The following is a 25,335-nucleotide window of genomic DNA, read 5'->3' as shown; positions in this document are numbered from 1 at the left end:
GGGTGCATAATGTCATGAATACCGCCCCCTAAGAACGAGACAATTCCATGCTGCGTCAAGTCCACCCTGCGGCCGCCCTGCCGGCTGGCGCGGCAATGGGAAAAAGCGTGGACTGGCAGCCTCGCCTCACCAAGGCCAAAGGCCAGACCAAGCACGCGGCGCTGACCGAGCGCATCATCGCCGACATCGAGTCCGGCGTGCTCAAACCCATGGACCGCCTGCCGACGCATCGCGACCTGGCCCGCGCGCTCGGCCTGTCGGTGCAGACGGTGAGCCTGAGCTACCGCGAGGCGGAACGGCTCGGCTATCTCTCCGGCGAGATCGGGCGCGGCACCTTTGTCAGGACCCGCGTCACCGAGCGCGCCGGCCGCCTGATGCTGGACCGCAACCCGGATGAGGCGGTCGACCTCTCCATCGTCCGCGGCGTCTACACCAAAGCCCATGAGGAAGCCGCGCGCACCGTGCTGGCGGCGCTGGCGGAGGCGGATAATGATTCCTTCCTCAGCAGCTGCCGGCCGATCGCCGGCCTCGACCACCACCGCGAGGCAGCGCGGTCCTGGCTCGCGCCGCTGGGCATTGAGGCCGGAATCGAGCGCATCCTCATCACCAATGGCGCGGCCCATGGCCTGTTTCTGGCGCTGAGCTGCATCGTGCGCGCCGGCGACGTGGTGCTGACGGAGAACCTCACCGACCATGGCGTGATCGGCCTCGCCAATGTGCTGGGCTTCAGCCTGAAGGGGCTTCCCACCGACGCGGAGGGTATTCTCCCGGAGGCGTTCGAGGCGGCGTGCCTCGCCAGCAGCCCGCGCGCTCTGGTGCTGATTCCGACCCTGAACAACCCCACCAGCCATGTCGCCGGGCCGGCGCGGCGCGAAGCCATCGCCGCCATCGCCCGCCGCCACGGCGTGTTCGTGATCGAGGACGAAGTCTACAAGCCGCTGATCGACACGCCCCTGCCCGCCATCAGCCAGATGGTGCCGGACCTCGGCTTCTTCGTCACCAGCTTCACCAAAACGGTGCTGACCGGGCTGCGCGTCGGCTATCTCGTCGTGCCGCCGCATTATTCCATCCGCGCCGCCTCGATCCTGCGCGTCACCAGCTGGAGCGGGGCCTATCTGCTCGCCGAGATCGCCAGCCGCTGGGTGGAGGACGGCACGGCGCGACGCCTGCTCGCCGTGCAGCGCGAGGAAGCGCAGGCCCGGCAGGCGCTGGTGGCGCAGGCGCTCGGCCCCTACATCGCCGCCAGCCACCCGCTCTCGCTGTGCGCCTGGCTCACCGTGCCGCCGCACTGGACGGAGGACGGGCTGGTGCGCTCGCTGGCGGAACGGCGCGTGGCGGTGACGCCGTCCGACCCCTTCATCGCCGGCAGCAATCATGGCGGCGGCATCCGCATCTGCCTCGGCGGGCATTTCACGTCCGCGACCCTGGCACAGGCGCTGACCACGGTGCGGCAGACTTTCGAGCAGCTACCCCCGGTCTTCGACATCGGCGCCATCGGCTGACGACCCGGCCCCGCGCGGCCGAGCTGCGCGCGCACGCCATTGGATCATTACAATATAATAATTGACATGATTTTTGATGCCTCTCACCATCACAAGCGAGAGGGAATTTCAGTTCATGTCGCAACAAGCCGCCTCAGACGCCATTCGTTCCACCGGAGAGGACCTGCCGGTCGCCTTCGCGGCGATCGAAGCGGCGGCGGAGCGCATCGCCGGCCGTGTGGCGCGCACGCCGCTCATCGCCTCCCCGTCGCTGGCGGCGCTAACGGGCCAGCCCATCCATCTCAAGCTGGAAACCCGCCAGCCGGTCGGCGCCTTCAAGCTGCGCGGTGCCATGAACGCGCTGCTGGCGCTGGACGAGACGGCGCGACGGCGCGGGCTGGTCACCGCGTCCACCGGCAATCACGGCCGCGCCGTCGCTCATGCCGCGCGCGAGGCCGGGGTGCCGGCGGTGGTGTGCATGTCGGCGCTGGTGCCGGCCAACAAGATCGAGGCGGTGCGGGCGCTCGGCGCCGAGGTGCGGATTGTCGGCCGCTCGCAGGACGACGCGCAGGCCGAGGTGGAGCGGCTCGTGAACGAGCGCGGCCTCACCGCCCTCCCCCCTTTCGACCACCCGGATGTCATCGCCGGCCAAGGCACGATCGGCCTCGAACTGGTCGCGGACCTGCCGGACCTCGCCACGGTTCTGGTGCCGCTATCGGGCGGCGGTCTCGCCGCCGGCATCGCGCTGGCGGTCAAGACACTGCGCCCGAAGGTTCGCGTCATCGGCGTATCGATGGAGAAGGGCGCTGCCATGGCCGCCTCGCTCAAGGCGGGCCGGCCGGTCGAAGTGGTGGAGGAGGAAACGCTGGCGGATTCGCTCGGCGGCGGCATCGGCCTCGCCAATCGTTACAGCTTTCCGCTGTGCCGCGCTTTGCTTGATGAGGTGGTCCTCGTCAGCGAGGACGAGATCGCCGCCGGCATCCGCCACGCCGCGACGGCCGAGGGCGAAACGGTGGAGGGCGCCGGCGCGGTCGGCATCGCCGCGCTGCGCACCGGCAAGCTCCGCCCCGAGGGCCCGACCGCCCTGATCCTCTCCGGCGGCAATATCGACCCCGCCTTGCACCGCCGCCTCGTCAACGGAGCGTCCGCATGAGCCGCATGCTCGTCCTCACCGAAACCGACCTGCGCCCGATCATCCGCCTCGACGCCAGCGCCGTCGACAGCGTCGAGCAGGCCTTCGCCGCGCTGGCCACCAAGCCGGTCGCCATGCCGCCGATCCTGCGTCTCGACATCCCCGAGCATCGCGGCGAGGTGGATGTGAAGACCGCCTATGTCCCCGGCCTCGACGGCTTCGCCATCAAGATCAGCCCCGGCTTCTTCGACAACCCGCTGCTGGGCCTGCCGAGCCTCAACGGCCTGATGATCCTGCTGAGCACCCGCACCGGCCTCGTCGACGCGCTGCTGCTCGACAATGGCTACCTCACCGATGTGCGCACCGCCGCCGCCGGCGCGGTCGCCGCCCGGCACCTCGCGCGCCCCGATTCCGCCGTTGCCGCGATCCTCGGCGCCGGCATGCAGGCGCGGCTGCAACTGGAGGCGCTGACACTGGTGCGCCCGATCCGCGAGGCGCGGATCTGGGCGCGCGACGCGGCCAAGGCCGCCGCGACGGCGGGCGATCTCACCACGCACCTCGGCTTTTCCGTCACTGCCGTGGCAGACCCGGCGGCAGCGGTGCGCGGCGCCGATATCGTCGTCACCACCACGCCGGCGGAGCGGCCGATCCTGATGGCGGACTGGCTGCAACCCGGCCAGCACATCACCGCCATGGGCGCCGACAGCGAGCACAAGAACGAGATCGACCCCGCCGCCTTCGCCCGCGTCACCTACATCGCCGACCGGCTGAGCCAGACACGGCGCCTGGGCGAACTGCACCACGCCATCGCTGCCGGAATTGTCAGCGCAGACAAGAGCTTCGCCGAACTGGGCGAAGTCATTGCCGGCCGCGCGCCGGGCCGCACACGCCCGGACGAGATCACGCTCGCCGACCTCACCGGCACCGGCGTGCAGGACACCGCCATCGCCAATCTCACCCTTGCCCGTGCGCGCGACGCCGGCGCGGGGCGCCCCATCGACACCAAGGCCGCAGCCGGAGACATCGCGTGACCGTCACCCTCAACTTCTCCCGCGAGGAATATGCCGAGCGCCTCGCCAAGACCCGCGCGGCGATGGACAAGGCCGGCATCGACCTTCTGGTCGTCACCGACCCCTCCAACATGCACTGGCTCACCGGCTATGATGGCTGGTCGTTCTATGTCCACCAGTGCGTTCTCGTGCCGCCGACCGGCGAACCCATCTGGTACGGCCGCAAGCAGGACGCCAATGGCGCCAAGCGCACCGCCTATCTCGCCCACGACAACATCATCGGCTATCCCGACCATTACGTGCAGTCGACCGAGCGCCACCCGATGGACCTGCTGGCGCAGATCATCGCGGATCGCGGCTGGGACAAGGGTTCCATCGCGGTCGAGATGGACAATTACTATTTCTCCGCCGCCGCCTTCGCCTCGCTGGTCAGGCACCTGCCCAATGCCCGCTTCCAGGATGCCGGCGGGCTGGTGAACTGGCAGCGCGCGGTCAAGAGCCCGACCGAACTCGACTACATGCGCAAGGCCGGCCGCATCGTCGAGCTGATGCACAAGCGCATCGTCGAGGTGGTCGAGCCCGGCATGCGCAAATGCGACCTCGTGGCCGAGATCTACGATGCCGGCATTCGCGGCACGGCCGAGTTCGGCGGCGACTATCCCGCCATCGTGCCGCTGCTCCCCTCGGGCGCGGATGCGTCCGCCCCGCACCTCACCTGGGACGACAAGCCGATGCGGTCCGGGGAAGGCACCTTCTTCGAGATCGCCGGCGCCTATAAGCGCTATCACTGCCCGCTCTCGCGCACCGTCTTTCTCGGCACGCCGACACAGGCTTTTCTCGACGCCGAAAAGGCGACGCTGGAAGGCATGGAGGCCGGTCTCGCCGCCGCCCGGCCCGGCAACACCTGCGAGGACATCGCCAACGCCTTCTTCGCGGTGCTGAAGAAATACGGGATCATCAAGGACAACCGCACTGGCTACCCGATCGGGCTGAGCTACCCCCCGGACTGGGGCGAGCGCACCATGAGCCTGCGCCCCGGCGACCGCACCGAATTGCAGCCCGGCATGACCTTCCACTTCATGACCGGCCTGTGGCTGGAGGATATGGGGCTGGAAATCACCGAGAGCATCGCCATCACCGAGGCCGGGCATGAATGCCTGTCCAATGTGCCGCGCCAGCTCTTCGTGAAGCGGTGACGGGCATGCTCACCGCCTCCCCCCGCCCCTCCCCGATCGCGCCGACGGTCGATTTCGCCGCGAAAGGCGTGCAGCACGGCCATCTGCGCCTGCCCTACAGCCGCGACGACAGCGCCTGGGGTTCGGTGATGATCCCGATCTGCGTCATCGCCAATGGCGAGGGGCCGACCGCCCTGCTCACCGGCGCCAATCATGGCGACGAATATGAGGGCCCGGCCGCGCTGTTCGAGCTGGCGCAGACCTTGAAGCCGGAGGAGGTGCAGGGCCGCGTCATCCTCGTGCCGGCGCTGAACTACCCCGCCTTTCGCGCCGGCACCCGGACCTCCCCCATCGACCGCGGCAATCTCAACCGCAGCTTCCCCGGCCGGCCGGACGGCACGGTGACGGAGAAGATCGCCGATTACGTCACCCGCCACCTCGTGCCGCTCGCCGATCTGGTGCTCGACTTCCATTCCGGCGGCAAGACGCTGGACTTCCTGCCCTATGCCGCCGCGCATGAGCTGGCGGACAAGGCGCAGGAGGCGGCGTGCTTCGCGGCGGTGGCCGCCTTCGCTGCTCCCTATTCGATGAAAATGCTGGAGATCGACGCCGTCGGCATGCTCGACACCACCGTCGAGGACATGGGCAAGGTCTTCGTCACCACCGAACTCGGCGGTGCCGGCACGGCGAGCGCCACCAGCATCGGCATCGCCCGGCGCGGCGTCACCAACCTGCTGCGCCATGCCGGCATCCTGCGGGGCGAGCCGGAACCCGCGCCGACGCGCTGGCTCGACATGCCGTCATCCGACTGTTTCGCCTTCGCCGGGGATGACGGGCTGATCGCCTTCGCGGTCGATCTCGGCGCGCCGGTGCGCAAGGGCGACCTCATCGCCCGCGTCTATCCCATCGGACGCACGGGCGAGGCGCCCGCCGAATACCGCGCCGCGATGGACGGCGTGCTCGCCGCCCGCCACGTGCCCGGCCTGATCAAGGCGGGCGACTGCCTTTCCGTTCTCGCCGTGGTGACGGCGGCCTGATCGAACCGGCCGCCGAGCGGCCCAACACGCACGCCGGAACACGGCGCACCGCCTTTCACTCCAACCCGACCAGAGGAGAAGAACATGTCGTATCTCAAGCTCGCCGGGCTTTCCGCCCTCGCCCTCGCCGCCGGCCTCTCCGCCGCAAGCGCCACCACGCTGAAGGATGTGAAGGACCAAGGCTATATCCGCGCCGCCACCGCCAATGAGGTGCCCTATTCCTACATGAAGGATGACGGCACCTCGGCCGGCATCGGTCCCGATGTCGCCAATGCCGTGCTCAAGAAGATGGGCATCACCGATGTCACCTGGACGGTGACGCCCTTCGGCACGCTGATCCCCGGCCTGAAGGCCAAGCGCTACGATTTCGTCGCCGCCGAGCAGAACATCTCGCCCGAACGCTGCAAGCAGGTCGCCTTCACCGAGCCGAACTCCTCCTATGGCGAGGGGCTGCTGGTGAAGAAGGGCAACCCGAAGAAGCTCACCACCTATGCCGACATCGCCAAGGATCCGTCGCTGAAGGTGGCGGTGGTCTCCGGCGCCAACAATATCGACTTCCTGCGCGCCGTCGGTGTGAAGGATGACCAGGTGATCTTCATCACCGCCAATGCCGACGCGCTCGCCACCGTGCAGAACCGCGCCGACGCCTATGCCGCCACCGAGCTGACCGTGGCCGCGCTCGCCAAGGGGCAGGCCAATGTCGAGCAGGCGGCGCCGTTCACCGACCCGGTCGTCGACGGCAAGCCGGTGCGCAATTACGGCGGCTTCGCCTTCCGTCCCGAGGACAAGGACCTCTATCAGGCCTTCAACGCCGCGCTGGTCGAGTTCCGCACCACCGACGAGTACAAGAAGATCCTCGCCGGCTACGGCCTCTCGCCGGAGAGCATCAAGGCCGCGGCGGACCGCAAGGTGGCCGATCTCTGCGCCGGCAAGTAGCCCGCGCCGCCTGAACCCGCGTCCCTCCGCCGGCGGCCAGGCCACGGCGGAGGGCGTGCCGTTTCCGCCGCTCACATCGGGAGCTGTCGATGTCGTGGGTCTCCTATCTGCCCTCGCTGGCGCAGGGCGCCTTCGTCACCGCGTGGATCACGCTGGCGGCCATCGCCATCGGGGCGGTACTGGCTTTCGTCGCCGGCATCGCCCGTGTCGAGGGCGGACGGGCCGTCTCCACGCTGGCGCTGTGCTACACTGAGCTGTTTCGCGGCACCTCGCTGCTGGTGCAGCTGTTCTGGTTCTATTACGCGATGCCGCTGGTCGGCATCAGCTTCGAGCCGGTGGCAACAGGCATATTGGTGCTGGCGCTGCATGTCGGCGCCTATGGTTCGGAAATCGTCCGCGGCGCGCTGGCCTCCGTCTCGGTGCAGCAGCACGAGGCGGCGCGGGCGCTGAATTTCGGACGGCTGCACACGCTCATCCACATCACCCTGCCGCAGGCGCTCATCGAAATGCTGCCGGCCTTCGGCAACCTCGCCATCGAGACGCTGAAACTGTCGTCGCTGGTCTCGCTGATCTCCATCGCCGACCTGACCTTCCGTGCCCAGTCGATCCGCAACCTCACCCTCGACAGTGCCGGCGTCTACACGCTGACGCTGCTCGGCTATTTCGCCATGTCGCTGGTGCTGATGCTGCTGATGCGGCTGATCGAGCGGCTCGCCCGGCGCGGCGCGGCCTTCCCGCGCGCGGCGCATTCGTGAGGGGCCCGGCATGATGTACGGCTACGCCTGGGATACGACGACCCCGCTCACCTATGCGTGGTCGATCCTGCCCATCATTCTCATCGGCCTCACCGTGACGCTGAAGGCGGCCGCCGCCGGCTTCGCCATCGCGCTCGGGCTGGGTCTGGTCTTCGCCATGCTCCGGCGCAGCCGCTTCCGCAGCGTCTCCTGGACCACGGCCTGCATCGTCGAGTTCCTGCGCGACACGCCTCTGCTGGTGCAGCTCTTCTTCCTCTACTATGTGCTGCCGGAATATGGCGTGACCCTGCCCGCCTTCCTCACCGGAGCGCTGGCGCTCGGGCTGCAATATTCGGCCTACACATCGGAGGTCTATCGCGGCGGCATCGAGGCGGTGCCGCGCGGCCAGTGGGAAGCCGCCACCGCGCTCAACATGACCCGGATGCAGACCTATCGCGACATCGTCATCCCGCAGATCGTGCCGCGCATCCTGCCGGCCATGGGCAATTACATGGTGGCGATGATCAAGGAGACGCCCGTGCTCTCCGTCATCACCGTGCTCGACATGATGGCGCTGGCCAACATGATCGGCGAGCGGACCTTCGAATATCTCGTGCCGCTGACCATGGTCGGCCTGATTTTCCTCATCCTGACGCTGATCTGCTCGGCCGGCCTGCACCGGCTGCAGAAAGTGCTCCCCAAGGCAGGAATCCCGCTGCGATGACCGAGAACGCCCCCGCGCCCCTCATCCAGTTCGCCGGCGTGACCAAGCGTTTCGGCGCGCTCACCGTGCTCGACGACTTCAATTTCGAGGTCGCGCCGGGCGAGAAGGTCACGCTCATCGGCCCGTCCGGCTCGGGCAAATCGACCGTGCTGCGCATCCTGATGACGCTGGAGCCGTTCCAGGAGGGACGCCTCACTCTGGCGGGCAAGGACTATCACGAGCCTCACGGCACCGGCCCGTTCCAGGCATCGGAACGGCATCTGCGCGAGATCCGCAGCCATGTCGGCATGGTGTTCCAGAGCTTCAACCTGTTTCCGCATATGAGCGTGATGCGCAATGTGGCGGAAGCGCCGGTGCGCGTGCTCGGCCTCTCGCGGGCGGAGGCGGAGGCGCGGGCGGCGGATCTGCTGGCGCTGGTCGGGCTCGCGGACAAGAAAGACCATTTTCCCTCCCAGCTCTCCGGCGGCCAGCAGCAGCGCGTCGCCATCGCCCGGGCGCTGGCCATGCGCCCGCGCGTGCTGCTGTTCGACGAGCCGACCTCGGCGCTCGACCCGCAGCTGGTCGGCGAGGTGCTGGCCGTCATCCGCGACCTCGCCCATGAGCACGACCTGACCATGCTGCTGGTGACGCATGAGATGCGCTTCGCCCGCGAGGTCTCGGACCGCGTGTGCTTCTTCGACAAGGGCCGCATCTGCGAGCAGGGCGCGCCGGAGGCGATCTTCACCGCCCCCACCCACCCGCGCACCTGCGAGTTCCTGGCCTCGGTGCTGCGGTAGACGCCGCGCCCGCCGATAATCCTTCGGTGGACCGGCGAAGTTCCGGCGGCCTGTCGGTGGTCGCCGGGATGTTCGGAAACCCTCTCGGCCCCCGCCCGCCTAGGCTTCAGGGAACGAGAGAAAGGAGCCGCCATGATCGCGCCCGCCCGCAATGAACGCGCCCGCAACGAACGCTTCGCCCGCACCGCCGGCCACCCGGCGTTGGGGCGGCTGTCCGATCCGCGTCTGCTGCGCAGCCTGTCCTATATCGACGGCAAATGGACCGGCGCGCCGGAAGGCCAGACCTTCACCGTCACCGATCCGGCCGATGGCAGCGTCCTCGCCGAGGTCGCGGCGCTGGGTGCGGCCGAGGCGACGCGGGCGGTTAATGCCGCCCACCGCGCCTTCCCGGCCTGGAAAGGGCTTCTCCCCCAGGAGCGCACCGACCTTCTGCACCGCTGGCACGGGCTCATGCGGGAGGCCGCCGACGATCTCGCCCTTCTCATGACCCTTGAGCAAGGCAAGCCGCTGGCGGAATCGCGCGGCGAGATCGCCTATGCCGCCTCCTTCATCGCCTATTACGCCGAGGAGGCGCTGCGGGTGAATGTGGAGGGCGTCACCAGCCATCTCCCCGGCGCGCAGATGTCGCTCGCCCGTGTCCCGGTCGGTGTCGCCGCGCTGCTGACGCCGTGGAACTTCCCGTCCGCCATGCTCACCCGCAAGGCGGCGGCGGCGCTGGCGGCCGGCTGCACCGTCGTCGCGCACCCGTCCTCGCACACGCCGCTCTCGGCGCTGGCGCTGGCGGAGCTGGCCGAGCGGGCCGGCTTCCCGGCCGGCGTGTTCAATGTCGTCACCGGCGAACCCGCCCCGATCGCCGAGACCTTCTGCGCCGATCTGCGGGTGCGGGCGGTCAGCTTCACCGGCTCGACGGAGATCGGCCGGATCGTCGCCCGCAATGCCGCCTCCAGCATGAAGCGGGTGGTGATGGAACTTGGCGGCCATGCGCCGCTGATCGTGTTCGACGATGCCGATCTTGAGCGCGCCGTCGCCATCGCCGTCGATGCCAAATTCGCCACCTCCGGCCAGGACTGCCTCGCCGCCAACCGGATCTATGTGCAGCGTGCGCTTTATCCGCGCTTCTGCACCGCCTTTGCCGCGCGCGTCGCGGCACTGCGGATGGGGCCCGGGCTGGACGAGGCAACGGAGATCGGCCCGCTGATGCACGCGCAGGCCGTCGCGAAGGCGCAGGCGCAGATCGACGACGCGCGGACACGCGGCGCGCGCCGCCTGACACCGGAGCGCGCGCTACCGGGCCCGCTCTTCCTCGCCCCCACCGTTCTCGCCGACGTGCCGGACGAGGCGCTGATCATGCGCGAGGAAACCTTCGCCCCCGTCGCCGCCCTCGCCCCCTTCGACACGGAGGCAGAGGTGATCGCCCGGGCCAATGCCACCGAATACGGGCTGGTCGCCTATGTCGTCACACGCGACGGCGCGCGGGCGGCGCGGATGGCGCAGTCGCTCGACTACGGCATGGTCGCGGTCAACCGCGTCAAGATCACCGGCGCCCCCATCCCCTTTGGCGGCGTGAAGCAGTCCGGCCTCGGCCGCGAAGGCGCGCGCCACGGCCTCGAAGCCTTCACCGACCTCAAATATGTCTGCCTCGACCTCGGCTGAGGCGGGAGTTTTAAGGAGACCCATCATGCTCGACCATCCCGCCCCCGCCAGCAACGAACTGGAAAGCTGGGACCGCGACCACTTCTTCCACCCCTCCACCCACATGGCCCAGCATGCGCGTGGCGAGACCCCGAACCGCATCGTCACCGGCGGCGAGGGTGTCTATATCGTCGACCGCGAGGGCCGGCGCAGCCTCGACGCCTTTGGCGGGCTGTACTGCGTGAATGTCGGCTATGGCCGACGCAAGATCACCGACGCCATCGCCGAACAGGCGTCCAGGCTCGCCTATTACCATGCCTATGCCGGTCATGGTTCCGAGCCGTCGATCAACCTCGCCCGCATGGTGGTGGAGCGCGCGCCGGCGGGGATGAGCCGGGTGTTCTTCGGGCTTTCGGGGTCGGACGCCAACGAGACCAACATCAAGCTGGTCTGGTACATCAACAATGTGCTCGGCCGGCCGCAGAAGAAGAAGATCATCTCGCGCTGGCGCGGCTATCACGGCTCCGGCGTGATGACCGGCAGCCTCACCGGCCTCGCCGGCTTCCACAATCTGTTCGACCTGCCGCGCGCGCCGATCCTGCACACCGAGGCGCCCTATTATTTCCGCCGGCCGGACCGTTCCATGAGCGAGGAGCAGTTCTCCCAGTACTGCGCCGACAAGCTGGAAGAGATGATCCTCACGGAAGGGCCGGACACCATCGCTGCCTTCATCGGCGAGCCGGTGCTGGGCACCGGGGGCATCGTGCCGCCGCCGGCCGGCTACTGGCCGAAGATCCAGGCGGTGCTGAAGAAATACGACATCCTGCTGATCGCCGACGAGGTGGTCACCGGCTTCGGGCGGCTCGGCAGCATGTTCGGCTCCGACCATTACGGCATCGAACCGGACCTCATCACCATCGCCAAGGGCCTCACCTCCGCCTATGCGCCGCTTTCCGGCGTCATCGTCTCGGAGAAGGTCTGGCGGATACTGGAACAGGGCTCGGACGCCTACGGTCCCATCGGCCATGGCTGGACCTACTCCTCGCACCCGCTGTGCACCGCGGCCGGCGTCGCCAATCTCGAACTGGTCGACGAGCTCGACCTCGTCACCAATGCCCGCGAGACCGGCGCCTATTTCAATGCCGCGCTGAAGGACGCGCTCGCCGGCCACCGCTTCGTCGGCGAGGTGCGCGGCGAGGGGCTGCTGGCGGCGGTGGAACTGGTGCGCGACAAGGACGACCGCGCTTTCTTCGACACGGCCGAGAAGGTCGGCCCGCGCATCGCCGCCGCCATGCTGGAGCGCGGTGTCATCGCCCGTGCCATGCCGCAGGGCGACATTATCGGCTTCGCCCCGCCGCTGTGCCTGACGCGGGAGGAAGCCGATGCCGTGGTCGAGGCCACGCGCGGCGCGGTCGAGGCGGTTGCCGCCACGCTCGGCTGAGCCGGGCCGCGAGGGGCCCGGTCCGGGCCTCTCGCATTGCCGTCAGTTCCGCTTCGCCTTGATGTCGCGCATCACCTCGCGGGCGGCGTTGAAGCCGGGGATGCCGGAAACGCCGCCGCCCGGATGCATGGAGGAGCCGCAGATATAGAGCCCCTTCACCGGCGTGCGGTAATCCGCATAGCCCGAGACCGGCCGCTGGAAGAACAGCTGGTCGGTCGACAGCTCGCCATGGAAGATGTGGCCCTGCGGCAGGTTGACGATGTTCTCGATGTCAGGCGCGACGAGCAGCTGCGCCTCGATCACATCGTCGCGGAAGCCGGGGGCGTATTCCTCGATGGTGTCGAACACCGTCTTGCGGAAGTTCTCCTTCTCGGTGGCCCAGTCGCCGCCCTTCAGCGTGTAGGGCGCGTGGCCGCCGAACAGATTGACCACATGCTTGCCCGGCGGCGCCAGCGTCGTGTCGACCATGGTCGGCACCACGGGGGTGATGAAGGGGCGCGACGAGTACCAGCCATGCTTGGCATCGTCATAGGCGCGCTCCAGATAGTCGATGTCGGGCGCGATGTGCATATAGGTGGGGTAGTCGAAATTCCCCAGCGTCCCCTCGCGCCGCACCCGGTCAAGAATGCGGTATTGCGGCGGGCGCTCGCAGGCAATGTTCATCTTGAAGGCGGTCGAGAAGGTGCGATAGCCCTTGATCTCCCGCACCACCTCCTCCGGCAGATGCGTCTCGCCGACGAGGTCGAGATAGAGCGTCTTGGCGCTGGCATTGGAGATGATGGTCTTGGCGGCATAGGTCTCGCCTTTCGTGGTCGAGACCGCCGTGGCGCGGCCATTCTGCACCCGCACTTCCCGGATCGGCGCGCCGGTGACGATGTCGACGCCCTTCTCGCGCGCGGAAGAGGCGAGCGCCTGGGTGATGGCGCCCATGCCGCCCTTGATGAAGCCCCAGCCGCCGGCGCCCTCATGCTCGCCCATGATGTGGTGCATGATGACATAGGCCGAACCCGGCGATTTCGGCCCGGCGAAGGTGCCGATCGAGGCGTAATAGGCCAGCACCGCCATCACGCGCTCATCCTCGAACCATTCGCGCAGGAAGTCATAGGCGCTCATCGTCAGCATATCGACGATGCGGTACATCTTCCGCCCGATCTTGCGGTGGCGCCACAGCAGCGACGCCCCGTCCTTGAAGGTTCGCCAGTCGCGCTTGGTCGGGTCGACCGGCGTCTCCCACAGCAGCTTGCGCACGATGTTGGCCGCTTCGTTCAGATAGCGGTCGAATTCGGGATAGATATCCGCATCGTGCTTGGAGAAGCGGGCGAAGCTCGCCTGCGACTTGGCGATATTGTCGGAGAACAGGATGTAGTCCTCCCCGTCCAGCGGGGAGACCATGTCCGAGCAGGGCAGCACTTCCAGCCCGTGCTTCTTCAGCTCCAGCTCGCGAATGATGCGCGGGTGCAGCAGGCTCATGAGGTAGGAGAAGATCGACGCCCGGAAGCCGGGCGCGATCTCCTCCGTCACCGCCGCCCCGCCGACGACATCGCGGCGTTCCAGCACCAGCACCTTCTGTCCCGCCTTGGCGAGATAATTGGCGCAGACCAGCCCATTGTGCCCGGCGCCGATAATGATGGCGTCGTAAACCTTGCCCACGGTAACGTCGGCATTCATCGCTTCAACCCCACGCTGACGGATCGCATTCCCAAGGACGGCACGAATTATTCCGCGGCGACGCCGCGCAGCGGGGCCTTGGGCTCCAGTCCTTCGCGGCACATGTCCTGGAAGGCTTTGACCGAATACTCATTTTTCGGCGACAGCGGCCCGCGCGTGTAGATGCCGGCCTCCAGATTGCGCTGCACGCCGGTGATGATGTCGAGATCCTCGGTCACGATCTGCGCCGACCACTCGGCCGAGCGGCGGTTCTCTTCCGCTTTCTCCGGCGAGACATCGGTGAAGAAGTACCAGTTGATGTGGCGGATGCGCCCCGGCCCCAGCGGCTCGATAGTGGCGATGGACGAGCCCCAGTCATAGAGGTTCAGCATGAGGAAGGGGAAGCGATAGAAATACAGCCCCCGCGTCAGCCCGCCATCGCGCTTGGGCGCGTGCAAATGGAAGAACTTGTCTTTGGGGTAGGTGTCGATGCGGTAATTGTCGATATCCAGCGACTGGCACAGGCCCGGATGCATGGTCCGGCAGTGGTAGCATTCGAGGTAGTTCTCGCCATAGACCTTCCAGTCGACGGCGCAATCGCGATCCTTCGACATGAAATAATGCTGCTGCTCCAGCGGATAATCCGCCGCCATGGCGTGGATCGGGCCGAGCCAGTCGATGAGGCTCTCGCCGCCGCGGGCGATGCGCAGAAAGACGAGGCCGCGCCATTCCTCGGCGTCGATGGCGTAAAGGCCCCACGCCTTCGGGTCGAAATTGATGCCCTCGCCGAAATCCACCGCCTTGTTCAGGGCGCCGTCACGGGTAAAGCTCCAGCTGTGATAGGGGCAGACCACCAGCTTGCCGCAATGGCCCTCCTCCTTTTCCAGCAGCTGCGCGCCGCGATGGCGGCAGACATTGTGGAAGGCACGCACCACCCCGTCATCGTCGCGGATGACGAAGACGGGATAGCCCGCCAGCGTGCCGGTCACATAGTCGCCCGGCTTCTGCAGCCGCTCCGACCAGGTGAACAGCATCCAGTTGCGGGCGAAGATCTCCTTGCGCTCGCGCGCGTAAAGCGCGGGATCGCAATAATCGCTGGCCGGCAGGGTCCAGTCGAAGCTGCCAGCGGCGGCACTCGTCTCGGTGGTCATGTGCGTGCTCCCAGGCGTTCGGATCTTGCTGATCCCTTGAATGTTCAGGTGCGGTAGGACGGATCGAGCGCGTCGAGCATCCGCAGATGCGCGTCCCATTCGAGCTGCAGGTCGCCGTCGTCGAAATTCATCTGGTCATATTGCGCGCCGACCTTCTCGCAGACCTCGCGCGGCGGCAGCACGATCTCGCGGCCCATGGAAAGCGTCGCCACCTGCACCTCGCAGGCGCGCTCCAGATAGAACATCAGGTTGAACGCCTCGGCGACGCTGCGCCCGACGGTGAGCAGGCCATGATTGCGCAGCAGCAGGCCGCAATGGGTGCCGAGATCGGCGATGATGCGTTCGCGCTCGTCGAGATCGAGCGCGATGCCCTCATAGTCATGCAGACCGAGCCGGCCATAGAATTGCAGCGCGATCTGGTTGAGCGGCAGCAGCCCTTCCTTCAGCGAGGCCACCGCCATGCCGGCGCGGGTGTGGGTGTGGATGACGCAGGCCGCGTCGTGCCGGCTCATATGCACGGCGGAATGGATGGTGAAGCCGGCGGGATTCACCCGGTGCGGGCTGTCGCCCACCTTGTTGCCGTCGACATCGATCTTCACCAGCGAGGAAGCGGTGATCTCCTCCCAGCGGTGGCCATAGGGGTTGATGAGAAACCGCCCCGGCTCGCCCGGCACCCGCACGGTGCAATGGGTGTAGATGAGGTCGGTCATCCGGTAATGCGCGAGCAGCCGGTAGCAGGCGGCAAGGTCCACACGCTGCTGCCATTCAGCGGCGCTCATCTCCGGGCTCAGGCGGGCGACGACCATGACGGCTTCTCCTCAGTTCGGTTCGGCGACGGGATGCGCGGTAGCCGCGTCCCAGTCCTCAAGCGCCCATTGGCGCAGCAGCAGGGCTTCCTGCGCGCGGTCCGACAATTCCTCGCCCTGCGCATCGGTGATGGCGTAGTCACGCGGGCCGAGCTCGCACAGGAACAGGCAGTCGGCGTCCGTGCCGTGGCGCGCCTGCCATGAAGAAAATCCCCGCCGCCACCAGTCGCGGAACACGGCGACCCAGGGCTGGTGCTGGGGGAAATGCAGCGGCAGCTGCACCTGGCAGCGATTGGCCACCCGGCCCTGGAAGCTGTCCGAGCGCGCCAGCAGCCGGCCCACCTGCGCCTGATACTCAGTGCTGATCGGCAGCATCATCTCGCGGTCGACCACATAATGCGACAGGTCGGCGGCGAGCCGCAGCTCAGGGATGGCGTCGAGCAGCAGCAGCGTCGCGAACATGTCGTTGGTGATGCAGTTGCGATGTGTCTCGAACTGCAGCGGGACGCCCTCCTCCCGCCCGATCCGCATCCACGCCTCGATGACAGGCACCATCTCCGCCACGGAGAGCGGCATCACCTGGCCGATGACGATGACGAAGGGCGAACCGATCTCCTTGGCGAGGTGCAGCGCCGGGCGCAGTTCCTCGATCGAGCGGGGAAAGGCGGTCAGCAGCCCGCCAAGGCCGGTGCGGGCGAACTCCGCCACCGTGCCCCGCGCCGCGTCTATATCCATGGCGCCGAGGTCGATGGCCATGCCGTCGAAGCCGGCCGCCTTCACCGCGTCGAAGCGCTCGGGCACCGGCCGCTCCGGCGTGCCGGGGCGGCGGCGTTCGGTGGCCCAGAGCGACTGGTAGACCTTGAGCGGCATGGCTCAGACCCGCTTGGCGGCGCGCGGGCCGACCGGTTCGAGGTCGGTGTCGTCCATGATCCAGATCTTGTCGTCGGGATAGTCCGCCTCGGTCCGCCCGTTCCAGAACGCCTTGATCACCGCCAGCTGAAAGCCGAGATAGGTCATGGAATGCGGCTTGCGGCCCTTCTCCACGAAGATGGTGCGGTGGAGGTCCGGCAGCCGGTGGAACGGCACGCCGGGGAAGGCGTGGTGGGCGGTGTGGAACTGCATGTTCCAGCACATCCAGCGCATCAGCGCGTTGGTGCGGGTGGTGCGGGTGTTCTCGGTGATCTGGTCGACATGCGGCAGGCCGAGATGCTCGATCGTGTTCTGCAGCTGGTGCACCGGCTTCATCACGATCATCGGCAGCAGCCAGAGCTTCACCGCCAGCCAGCTGCCCGTCGCCACCGACAGCACCGCGATCAGCGCATAGCCCGCCAGATGCCAGCGCGCTTCGCGAATGACCTTCGCGTGCTGGTCCTGCGGAATGTAATGCTCGCTGACGATGCCGCAGGCGAAGCGCAGCACCCGACGGATGCGGCTGTACCAATAGGTCGGCCCCAGCACCCAGAGCAGATAGGACAGCATCGAATAGCGCTCGCGCCCCAGCTCGCCGTCGCCCTCCCAGTCCTGGGTGTAGCGGTGATGGGCGAAGTGCTGGATCTGGTCGAAATCGCGCGGATAGATCAGCACGAAGCCGAACAGCCGGCCGAAGAACTCGTTGAGCGCCTTGGTCTTGAAGACCGTGGAATGGCTCATCTCATGCTGGCCGGCATAGAGGAAGTTGATCAGCGTGCCGTGCAGCATGAACACCGGCACCATCCACCACGTGCCCCAGCTGAACCACAGCGCCGCGCCGGTGATCGCCAGCGCGCCGAGATGGCTGCCGAGCTGGATGAAGCCCGACACATCCGATTTCGCGCTCAGTTCCTTGAGCCGGGAGGGACTGATCATGTCCTTGCGGCCGAATACCTCGTCCATCTCATTCCTCCTCGAAATCGGGGCGGCGCTGCAGCGCCACGCGGGCCAGCAGGATCAGCGTCGTGACCACGATCAGCACGACGGAAATAGCGGCGACGGCGGGATCGACATTGTCGCGCAGCCCCATCCACATCAGCCGCGGCAAGGTGATCGCGTCGACGCTGGTGATGAACAGCGTGACGCCGATCTCCTCCCAGGACAGGACGAAGACCAGCAGCGCCGCCGTCGCCACGCCGAAGCCGATATTGGGCAGGATGACGTGCACGATGCGCTGGACGACGCCCGCCCCCATGCCGCGCGCAGCGAGGTCGATGCGCCGGTCGACCTGCGCCAGCGCCACCAGCACCATCACCACCGCGAAAGGCACCGTCATCACCACATGGGCAAGCGTCACGCCGATCACGCTGTCGAAGCCGATGGCGTGCGAGACCTGTGACATGCCGGTGAGCAGGAAATACAGCGTCATCGCCGAAACCACCGGCGGCACGATCATCGGCAGCAGCACGAAGCCGACCAGAAGCTGGGAGAAGCGCGGCTGCAGCATCCAGATGCCGAGCGCGAAACTGGTCGCCAGCCCGGTCGCGATCACGCTGGTGAACAGCGCGATGCGCGCGCTCAGCAGGATGCTGGCGAGCCAGTCCGGATTCTCGAACAAAGTGCGGTAATGGGTCAGCGACAGGCTGCCCTTGGGCAGGGTCAGCAGCCGGCCGGGGGTGAAGGAGATCGGCACCACCGCCAGCAGCGGCAGCAGCAGGAACACCCCCACCAGCAGCGCGAGCACGACCGCGACGGGCCCGGGACGCTGCAGCCTCATCGCCCGCTCCCCATCAGCCCGAGCCGGGCGAAGCGCGCCAGCAGGCCCATCAGCGCGGCGACGAGAACCACCAGCGCCACGCTGATCGCCGCGCCCAGCCCCCAGTCCGGGCTCTGGAACATGCGCAGATACACCAGCTCGGCCACCATGATCGACCGGCCGCCGCCGAGAATGGCCGGGGTGACGAAAAAGCCGAGGCTGAACACGAAGACGATCAGCGTCGCGCCGATCACCCCGGGCAGCGTCATGGGAAAGAACACCGACCAGAAGATGCGCAGGCGCGAGGCGCCCATGCCACGCGCCGCGAGCAGCACCCGCTCGTCCACCGCCCGCATCGCGGAAGCGAGCGGCAGCACGGCGAAGGGGATGAGCACATGCACCATGCCGGCGATCACGCTCGGCTCGTTGCGCACCAGCGCCAGCGGCGCGTCGATGAGGCCGAGCGCCTGCAGTGCGCTATTGACGATGCCGCGATTGGACAGCAGCGCCAGCCAGCCAAAGGCGCGTGTCAACAGCGAAATCCAGAACGGCACGAAGATGCAGATCTCGATGAGCCGGCGCTGCATCCTTGAGCCCCGCACCCAGACATAAGTGACGGCATAGGCGCAGGCCACCGCGATCAGCGTGACAAGAAAGCAGATGCGGAAGGTGCGCAGAAACACCGACAGCACCAGCGGATCGCTCACCAGCCGCTCATACTGCCCGACCCCCGGCTCCGGCAGCGTCACGCTCCACAGCGCGACGCCGAGGAAGGGCAGCGCATAGGCAAACGCCAGAAACAGCACCAGAGGCGCTGTCAGGGCGAGTGCGGGCCAGAAGGCGGAGCGCGGGCGCATGGGGGCAATCCGTCGGGGGCGAAAGCCCTCCCGCGCGGTGCGGGAGGGCGCGGGCCTCAGGCCGAGATGACCTTGGTGAACTCGTCGAGCGCGGCGCCGTAATTGTCGGCGTACCAGGGCATGTCGAGCACGGCCTGGCTCTTCATATTGGCGGGGTCGACCGGGTTGTAGCGCCGCTGGTCCGCGGGGATCAGCGCATCGGTCGCCGGGTTGGCCGGCCCCTGCCCGAGCATGTCGAACATCACCAGCTGGCGCTCGGGCACGGAGGTGGAGGCGATGAACTTCATCGCGTTCTCCTTGCCGCCGGGGTTGTTCTTGATCACCGCCAGCGCGCCCGGCGAGAGCAGCCCCTGATTCCAGGTGAACTTGATCTGCCCGCCGGAATCCTTCTCGATCAGCGAGGCGCGGGTCGACCAGATCAGCCCCATCGAGGCGTCGCCGCTCAGCATCAGCTGCTGGCTCTCCGCGCCGCCGCCCCAATAGGCCGCGACATCCGGCTTCAGCGCGGCGATCTTGGCATGGGCGCGCTTGAGATCGAGCGGGTAGAGCTTGTCGGGCGCGACGCCATCGGCGAGCAGCGCCGCCTCCCACATGCCCGCGCCCCATTTATACATGGTGCGCTTGCCCGGGAACGTCTTCACATCGAAGAAGTCGGCCATGGTCTTGGGCGGGTTGGCGCCGTATTTCTCCGCGTCATAGGCAAGGACATAGGAGAAGAAATAGGTCGAAGCGGCATATTCCCAGTCGAAGCCGGGCCGCATCTTCGCCTTGTCGACGATCGTATAGTCGATCGGCTCGATCATCCCCTGCTTGCCGAGCGAGATGGCCGAGAACGGGTCGGCATCGACGATATCCCAGGTCGGCTTGCCGCTCTTGAACTGGGCGGCGATGGCGCCCTCGGTCGGGCCGGTGCCGTCCTCCTTGACGACGATGCCGGTCGCCTTCTCGAAGGGCTGGCCATAGGCCTTGTCATAGGCTTTCAGCGCGTCGCCGCCCCAATTCACCAGCACGAGCTGGCGCACCTGCGCCAGCGCTTCGGGCGTGCGCAGGAGCAGCGGGGCGCCGCCAAAGATCAGCGCGGCGAGGGTGACGAAACGGCGGCGGTCGATCTCGCCACGCGCGGCCTTCGCCGCGAGAATGTCGAGGCAGTCTTTCTGGAATGCGTCGTTCACGGCGTGCTCCTGCTGTTTTCAGCTTTGCTCTGGAAGAAGGAAGCCATTCTCGAAGGACCAGGTGACCCAGACATCCGGCCCATGGGAGAGGATGCGGCCGGCGGCCTCGCTCGGCAGGGTCACGGTCAGCGGCGTGCCGCTGCGTGTGGCGAAGGCAAGGCGCATCGCCGAGCCGAGATAGGTGGTGCCGGCGAGCCGCGCAGGCACGCCATTGCCTTCCGCCGGCGGTTCGGGGCTGACCGACATGTGCTCGGGCCGCACCGCCAGCACGGCACTGCCGTTCAGGTTCTCATGCCGCGGCGCGGTGAGGCGCACCTCCTCGAACCGGCCGCTGGTGCCCCGCGAACAATGGCCGATGCCGTCGACGGGAAGCAGGTTGATCTCGCCGAGGAACTCGGCGACGAAGCGGCTCGACGGGCGCTCATAGATGTCGCGCGGCGCCCCGACCTGCAGCAGCCGGCCATGATTGAAGATGGCGATGCGCGAGGACAGCGACAGCGCCTCGCTCTGGTCATGGGTGACGAAGACGAAGGTGGTGCCGAACTCGCCATGCAGGCGCGCCACCTCGTCCTGCATGCGGCCGCGCAAATGCTTGTCGAGGGCGGAAAACGGCTCGTCGAGCAGCAGCACCGGCGGCTCGAACACCAGCGCGCGGGCCAGCGCCACGCGCTGCTGCTGCCCGCCCGAGAGCTGGGCGGGGCGCTTGTTCGCGTGCCCCACCAGCCCGACCCGGGCGATGATGGCGTCGACGCGGCGGGCGATCTCCTCGCGCGCCACGCCCCTCACCTGCAGCGGGAAGGCGATGTTCTGCGCGACGCTCTTGTGCGGAAACAGCGCATAGCCCTGAAACACCATGCCGAAGGAACGGTCTTCCGCCCGGCTGCGGGTGATGTCGGTGCCGTCGCTGAGCAGCCGGCCCGTGGTCGCGGCCTGGAAACCGGCGAGCACCATGAGGAAGGTCGTCTTGCCGGACCCTGAGGGGCCGAGCAGGGTGAGGAACTCCCCCGCCGCGATGTCGAGCGTGATGCCCTCCAGCGCCGTGAAGTGGCCGAAGGTTTTGCCGATCCCGACCGCCTGCAACCCGACCGCGCGCTTGCTCACCTTTGCCGCGTGCTCCCTGTATATGTAGAAATCCTAATCTCGCGATCCGCTCACCTCAAATGAATAAAAATGCCGAATGCTGTAGCTATAAATTCACGCCATTGGCGGCATGCTAAGCACGGATAGTGCGCCGCCTATCAATTCAGCATTCATAGCCGCATGACCGGCGCGGTCTGGACGAGGCGTGATTTCAGCCAGTCGGCGAAGGCCTCGATCGCGGGATTGCCGGGACGGTCGCGCGGGGTGACGAAGTAGTAAGCGCGCGAGGCGCGGATGGTGAGATCGAACGGCACCACCAGCCGCCCGGTCTCCACCGCCTGCCGGCAGACGAAATTGTCGCCGATGGCGATCCCCTGCCCCGCCAGCGCCGCCGCCAGAACGAGGTTCATGTCGGAGAAGATCACGCCCTGGTCGGTGCGCGGCGCCACGACGCCGGCCGCCGATAGCCAGGTAAACCAGTCTCCGAGCCCGTCGAGATGCAGCAGCACCGTGCGGAACACGTCCACCGGCTCGCTCAAGCCGCCGAGCTGGTTGAGCAGCGCCGGGCTGCATACCGGCATGAAATCGACCACGCTGAGCAGTTCCACGCTGTGGCGCGGCCAGTCGCCGTCGCCATAGGCAATGAAGGCATCGACGCCCGGCGCGTCGACATCCTCCAGCCGCGACGGGGTGACGATGCGCAGCGTCACGCCGGGATGGAGCTGGCGGAACTCGGCGATATGGGTGCAGAGCCAGAAGGTGGCGAAGCCCGGCGTCGAGCTGATGGTGATCGCCCCCTGCAGCAGCCCGCGATCGCCATATTGCACCGCCGCGTCGGCCAGCAGCGCCAGAGCGGTGCGCACATCGGCGGCGTAGCGCTTGCCCTGCGCCGTCAGGCTCACGCCCTTGCCGGCGCGCTGGAGCAGGGCGAAGCCGAGATCCTGTTCGAGGAAGCGCAGCTGGTGGCTGACCGCGCTGCGGGTGATGTTCAGCTCCGCCGCCGCCTGCCAGACCGTGCCATGGCGGGCGAAGGCTTCCAGCGCCCGCAGCGCCTGTGTCGAGGGCACTCGCATGAAACCTCGTCCTTCGTCCGCCGCAACCGCGCCCCGTGCACGCTCACGCCGGTTTCAGATAGGTCTCGACCAGCTCGGTCCAGAAGGCGGCGCCGATCGGCAGCAGATCGTCGTTGAAATTGTAGCCGGGATGGTGGAGCGGGCGGTCCGCCTCCGACACCCTTCCGCCGAGGAAGAAATAGCTGCCCGGCCGCTCCTTCAGCATATAGGCGAAATCCTCGCTGCCCATGCTGGGGCGCGCCATTTCGCGTACCTTGTCCGCCCCGGAGAAACGGGTGGCGAGCGCGCGCAGGAAGTCCGTCTCCGCCGCGTGGTTGATGGTGGCGTCATAGCTGCGCTGATAGTCCACCGTCGCGCTCATGCCGTAGCTCGCCGCCTGCCCCTCGGCGATCAGGCGGATGCGGCGCTCCAGCTCGTCGCGCACGCCCGGATCGAAGGAGCGGATGCCGATCACCAGTTCGGCGCGTTCGGGAATGACATTGCTCGCCGCCCCGGCATGGAAGGCGCCGACCGTGATCACGCTCGGGTCCATCGGGTGGATGTTGCGCGCGACGATGGATTGCAGCGCCATGACGATGGAGGCCCCGGCAAGGATGGGATCGGCCGTCGATTGCGGCTCCGCCCCGTGCCCGCCCCGGCCATGCACGGTGATGCGGCACTCATCCACCGCCGCCATGATCGGCCCGTCGCGGAACACGAAGGTGCCGAAGGGCACGTCGGGGTCATTGTGCAGCGCGAACACCGCGTCGCAGGGGAAGCGGTCGAACAGCCCCTCCTCCACCATGATCTTCGCCCCGCCGAAATTCTCCTCCGCCGGCTGGAAGATGAGATGCACCGTGCCGTCGAAATGGCGCCGCTCGGCGATGGCGCGCGCCGCGCCGATCAGCATGGCGGTGTGCCCGTCATGGCCGCAGGCATGCATCAGCCCCGGCGTCGTGCTGGCATAGGGCAGGCCGGTCTCCTCAAGGATCGGCAGCGCGTCGATGTCGGCCCGCACCCCGACCGAGCGCCTGCTGCTGCCCTGGGACAGCGTCGCCACCAGCCCGGTCTTGGCGAGCCCGCGCGTCACCTGATAGCCGAGCGCGGTCAGTTCGCGGGCGATGAGATCGGAGGTGCGCACCTCCTCAAGCCCGAGTTCGGGATGGGCATGCAGGTCCCGGCGCAGCGCGACCAATTCCGGCATCGCATTGGTGAGCGTGGCGCGCGCGTTCATGTTCAGGCACTCCGGTTGGGTATTCTGTTCTCGAAATAGCGGAATCCCGCCACCAGCAAAGCGGTGAGGATAAGGTAGATCAGCGCCAGCAGCAGCAGCGGCTCATAGGTCAGATAGGTGACCTGCCGAATCTTGGAGATGACGGCATAGACATCGATCACCGTGATGGTGGCGACGAGCGGGGTCGCCTTCAGCTGCAGCACGGTCTCGCCATTGAGCGTGGGCAAGGCGCGGTGCACGGCGCGCGGTAGCCAGATGCGCCAGAACAGTTTCCAGCGACCCATGCCATAGGCGCGGGCCGCCTCCAGCTCGCCCCTCGGCACGCCGGAAAAGGCGCCGCGCATCACCTCGCCCTCATAGGCGGCGAAGGAAAAGGTCAGCGCCGCCACGCCATAGGGCCAGGCTTCGCGCAGATAGGGCCAGAGGAAGGACTGGCGGATTTCCGGGAATTGCGGAAACAGCGAGCCGAGCCCGTAATAGAGCAGCCAGAGCTGTAGCAGCAGCGGCGTGCCGCGGATGATGGTGCAGAAGCCCTGCGCCGGCAGGCTCAGCCACCACGGCCCCGTCACCTGCACCAGCCCGATCGGCACGGCGAGCACGAAGCCGAGCAGCGCCGTGCTCACCAGCATCAGCAGCGTGACACCGACGCCGGAGACGAGCGCCCCGGCATAGGTTGGCAGCCAGTCCCAGCGCATGAACCACGCCGCGCAGAACACCAGCACGCCCGCCACTGCCATCAGCGCGAGGCGGTGCGGCTGGAGCAGGGCCCGCGCCCTCGGCAGCCGGGTCAGCGCCGTGGCCTCCAGCGTGCTCTCTTCCGGCGGAAGCTCCACCAGCGGTTCCGCCGCCCCGGCGCGGCGTTGGGGCGTCATCGCGCCACCCAGCCGCGCCGGGCGCGGGCCTCGATGAAGCGGATGACGAGGGTGGAAGCCAGCGTCAGCAGCAGATAGAGCACCCCTGCCGCGCAGAAGAACAGCATATAGGCCTTGGTCGTGCCCGCCGCCTGCCGCGTCACCAGCGTCAGCTCGCTGAAGCCGACCACCGCGAGCAACGCGGTGTCCTTGGTGCAGATCAGCCAGAGATTGGACAGCCCCGGCAGCGCATGCGGCAGCATGGCCGGCAGCGTCACCCGCCGCAGCACCATCAGCGGCGACATGCCGAAGGCGCGCGCCGCCTCGATCTGCCCGGACGGCACGGCGAGAATGGCCCCGCGCAGCACCTCGGTCGAATAGGCGCCCTGCACCACGCCGATGACGAAGATGCCGGCCGCCAGCCCGCTAATGTCCACCGACCCATAGCCGAGCGCGGCGGAGAGGCGGTTGAGCACATCCGTGCCGGCGTAATAGAGCAGCAGGATCAGCACCAGTTCCGGCACCGCGCGCACCAGCGTGGTGTAGACCTCCATCAGGTCCTTGGTCACCGGCCCGCCATAGAGCTTGCCGAAGGCGCCGCCCGTGCCGAGCACGAGGCCGAGCGCGTAGCCGCCAAAGGCGATCTTGAGCGAGTTCATCAGCCCGCCGAGCAGCACCCCGCCCCAGCCGGGCGGCTCCAGTGCCAGCAGGCCCCAATTGATCAGGTCGGCCGCCATCAGCC

The 25,335-nt window shown here is 67.6% G+C and carries 24 protein-coding genes; 11 read left to right on the top strand and 13 right to left on the bottom strand.

The window, feature by feature from the left end:
* The first annotated feature begins 47 nt into the window (after positions 1–47).
* The 11 genes from K9D25_RS11780 (at position 48) to K9D25_RS11730 (ending at position 12,078) form a co-directional block, all read left to right on the top strand.
* Positions 48–1,502 carry a PLP-dependent aminotransferase family protein gene (locus K9D25_RS11780; protein WP_244375328.1) on the top strand — a complete coding sequence of 485 codons (1,455 nt, stop codon included), beginning with the start codon at positions 48–50 and terminating at the stop codon, positions 1,500–1,502.
* Between the two features lie 115 nt (positions 1,503–1,617).
* Positions 1,618–2,634, top strand: a complete 1,017-nt coding sequence (eutB, locus tag K9D25_RS11775; protein WP_244375326.1) for a hydroxyectoine utilization dehydratase EutB — start codon at positions 1,618–1,620, stop codon at positions 2,632–2,634.
* Positions 2,631–3,644, top strand: coding sequence for an ectoine utilization protein EutC (gene eutC, locus K9D25_RS11770; protein ID WP_244375324.1), 1,014 nt, complete (start codon positions 2,631–2,633; stop codon positions 3,642–3,644). The genes eutB and eutC overlap by 4 nt, the downstream gene beginning before the upstream one ends.
* The gene (doeA, locus tag K9D25_RS11765) at positions 3,641–4,819 is read left to right on the top strand and encodes an ectoine hydrolase DoeA (RefSeq protein ID WP_244375322.1); all 1,179 of its coding nucleotides are present in this window, start codon (positions 3,641–3,643) and stop codon (positions 4,817–4,819) included. The genes eutC and doeA overlap by 4 nt, the downstream gene beginning before the upstream one ends.
* A 5-nt stretch (positions 4,820–4,824) precedes the next feature.
* On the top strand, positions 4,825–5,835 hold the full coding sequence (doeB, locus tag K9D25_RS11760) for a N(2)-acetyl-L-2,4-diaminobutanoate deacetylase DoeB (RefSeq protein WP_244375320.1): 1,011 nt from the start codon (positions 4,825–4,827) through the stop codon (positions 5,833–5,835).
* An 84-nt stretch (positions 5,836–5,919) separates the two neighbouring features.
* Positions 5,920–6,771 carry an ectoine/hydroxyectoine ABC transporter substrate-binding protein EhuB gene (ehuB, locus tag K9D25_RS11755; protein ID WP_244375318.1) on the top strand — a complete coding sequence of 284 codons (852 nt, stop codon included), beginning with the start codon at positions 5,920–5,922 and terminating at the stop codon, positions 6,769–6,771.
* Between the two features lie 89 nt (positions 6,772–6,860).
* On the top strand, positions 6,861–7,526 hold the full coding sequence (gene ehuC, locus K9D25_RS11750) for an ectoine/hydroxyectoine ABC transporter permease subunit EhuC (RefSeq protein ID WP_244375316.1): 666 nt from the start codon (positions 6,861–6,863) through the stop codon (positions 7,524–7,526).
* Positions 7,527–7,536: 10 nt separating this feature from the next.
* Positions 7,537–8,229 (top strand): ectoine/hydroxyectoine ABC transporter permease subunit EhuD, encoded by a 693-nt coding sequence (gene ehuD, locus K9D25_RS11745; protein WP_244375314.1) that lies wholly within the window; start codon positions 7,537–7,539, stop codon positions 8,227–8,229.
* Positions 8,226–9,005 (top strand): ectoine/hydroxyectoine ABC transporter ATP-binding protein EhuA, encoded by a 780-nt coding sequence (gene ehuA / locus K9D25_RS11740; protein WP_244375312.1) that lies wholly within the window; start codon positions 8,226–8,228, stop codon positions 9,003–9,005. The genes ehuD and ehuA overlap by 4 nt, the downstream gene beginning before the upstream one ends.
* 132 nt (positions 9,006–9,137) lie before the next feature.
* Positions 9,138–10,658: an NAD-dependent succinate-semialdehyde dehydrogenase gene (locus K9D25_RS11735; protein WP_244375309.1), complete on the top strand. Its 1,521-nt coding sequence runs from the start codon at positions 9,138–9,140 to the stop codon at positions 10,656–10,658.
* 25 nt (positions 10,659–10,683) lie between these two features.
* Positions 10,684–12,078, top strand: a complete 1,395-nt coding sequence (locus K9D25_RS11730) for an aspartate aminotransferase family protein (RefSeq protein ID WP_244375307.1) — start codon at positions 10,684–10,686, stop codon at positions 12,076–12,078.
* Positions 12,079–12,120: 42 nt separating this feature from the next.
* Here K9D25_RS11730 and K9D25_RS11725 read toward each other — a convergent pair whose 3' ends face one another.
* The 13 genes from K9D25_RS11725 to K9D25_RS11665 form a co-directional block, all read right to left on the bottom strand.
* A complete protein-coding gene (locus K9D25_RS11725; protein WP_244375306.1) occupies positions 12,121–13,746 on the bottom strand; it encodes a phytoene desaturase family protein in 1,626 nt (541 codons plus the stop codon).
* A gap of 47 nt (positions 13,747–13,793) precedes the next feature.
* Positions 13,794–14,876 carry an aromatic ring-hydroxylating oxygenase subunit alpha gene (locus K9D25_RS11720; protein ID WP_244375305.1) on the bottom strand — a complete coding sequence of 361 codons (1,083 nt, stop codon included), beginning with the start codon at positions 14,874–14,876 and terminating at the stop codon, positions 13,794–13,796.
* Positions 14,877–14,920: 44 nt separating this feature from the next.
* Positions 14,921–15,682 carry a class II aldolase/adducin family protein gene (locus K9D25_RS11715; RefSeq protein WP_244375304.1) on the bottom strand — a complete coding sequence of 254 codons (762 nt, stop codon included), beginning with the start codon at positions 15,680–15,682 and terminating at the stop codon, positions 14,921–14,923.
* 12 nt (positions 15,683–15,694) lie between these two features.
* On the bottom strand, positions 15,695–16,552 hold the full coding sequence (locus K9D25_RS11710) for a sugar phosphate isomerase/epimerase family protein (protein ID WP_244375303.1): 858 nt from the start codon (positions 16,550–16,552) through the stop codon (positions 15,695–15,697).
* A gap of 3 nt (positions 16,553–16,555) precedes the next feature.
* Entirely contained in the window at positions 16,556–17,554 is a 999-nt protein-coding gene (locus K9D25_RS11705; protein WP_244375302.1) for a fatty acid desaturase, read from the bottom strand.
* A gap of 1 nt (position 17,555) precedes the next feature.
* Positions 17,556–18,368, bottom strand: a complete 813-nt coding sequence (locus tag K9D25_RS11700; protein WP_244375301.1) for an ABC transporter permease — start codon at positions 18,366–18,368, stop codon at positions 17,556–17,558.
* Positions 18,365–19,204, bottom strand: a complete 840-nt coding sequence (locus K9D25_RS11695) for an ABC transporter permease (RefSeq protein ID WP_244375300.1) — start codon at positions 19,202–19,204, stop codon at positions 18,365–18,367. The genes K9D25_RS11700 and K9D25_RS11695 overlap by 4 nt, the downstream gene beginning before the upstream one ends.
* A 56-nt stretch (positions 19,205–19,260) precedes the next feature.
* A complete protein-coding gene (locus K9D25_RS11690) occupies positions 19,261–20,376 on the bottom strand; it encodes an ABC transporter substrate-binding protein (protein WP_244375299.1) in 1,116 nt (371 codons plus the stop codon).
* 18 nt (positions 20,377–20,394) lie between these two features.
* A complete protein-coding gene (locus K9D25_RS11685) occupies positions 20,395–21,477 on the bottom strand; it encodes an ABC transporter ATP-binding protein (protein ID WP_244375298.1) in 1,083 nt (360 codons plus the stop codon).
* Between the two features lie 149 nt (positions 21,478–21,626).
* Positions 21,627–22,529 (bottom strand): LysR substrate-binding domain-containing protein, encoded by a 903-nt coding sequence (locus K9D25_RS11680; protein ID WP_244375297.1) that lies wholly within the window; start codon positions 22,527–22,529, stop codon positions 21,627–21,629.
* A 43-nt stretch (positions 22,530–22,572) separates the two neighbouring features.
* Positions 22,573–23,742 carry a M20 aminoacylase family protein gene (locus tag K9D25_RS11675; RefSeq protein WP_244375296.1) on the bottom strand — a complete coding sequence of 390 codons (1,170 nt, stop codon included), beginning with the start codon at positions 23,740–23,742 and terminating at the stop codon, positions 22,573–22,575.
* Between the two features lie 2 nt (positions 23,743–23,744).
* Positions 23,745–24,614: an ABC transporter permease gene (locus K9D25_RS11670; protein WP_432207874.1), complete on the bottom strand. Its 870-nt coding sequence runs from the start codon at positions 24,612–24,614 to the stop codon at positions 23,745–23,747.
* Positions 24,611–25,330: an ABC transporter permease gene (locus tag K9D25_RS11665; protein WP_244375295.1), complete on the bottom strand. Its 720-nt coding sequence runs from the start codon at positions 25,328–25,330 to the stop codon at positions 24,611–24,613. The genes K9D25_RS11670 and K9D25_RS11665 overlap by 4 nt, the downstream gene beginning before the upstream one ends.
* Positions 25,331–25,335: the final 5 nt, after the last annotated feature.

It is taken from the genome of Ancylobacter polymorphus, from assembly GCF_022836935.1.
Classification (GTDB): domain Bacteria; phylum Pseudomonadota; class Alphaproteobacteria; order Rhizobiales; family Xanthobacteraceae; genus Ancylobacter; species Ancylobacter polymorphus_A.
The sequence above is the reverse complement of the archived record's forward strand: the minus strand, read 5'-3'. Positions and strand labels throughout refer to the sequence as shown.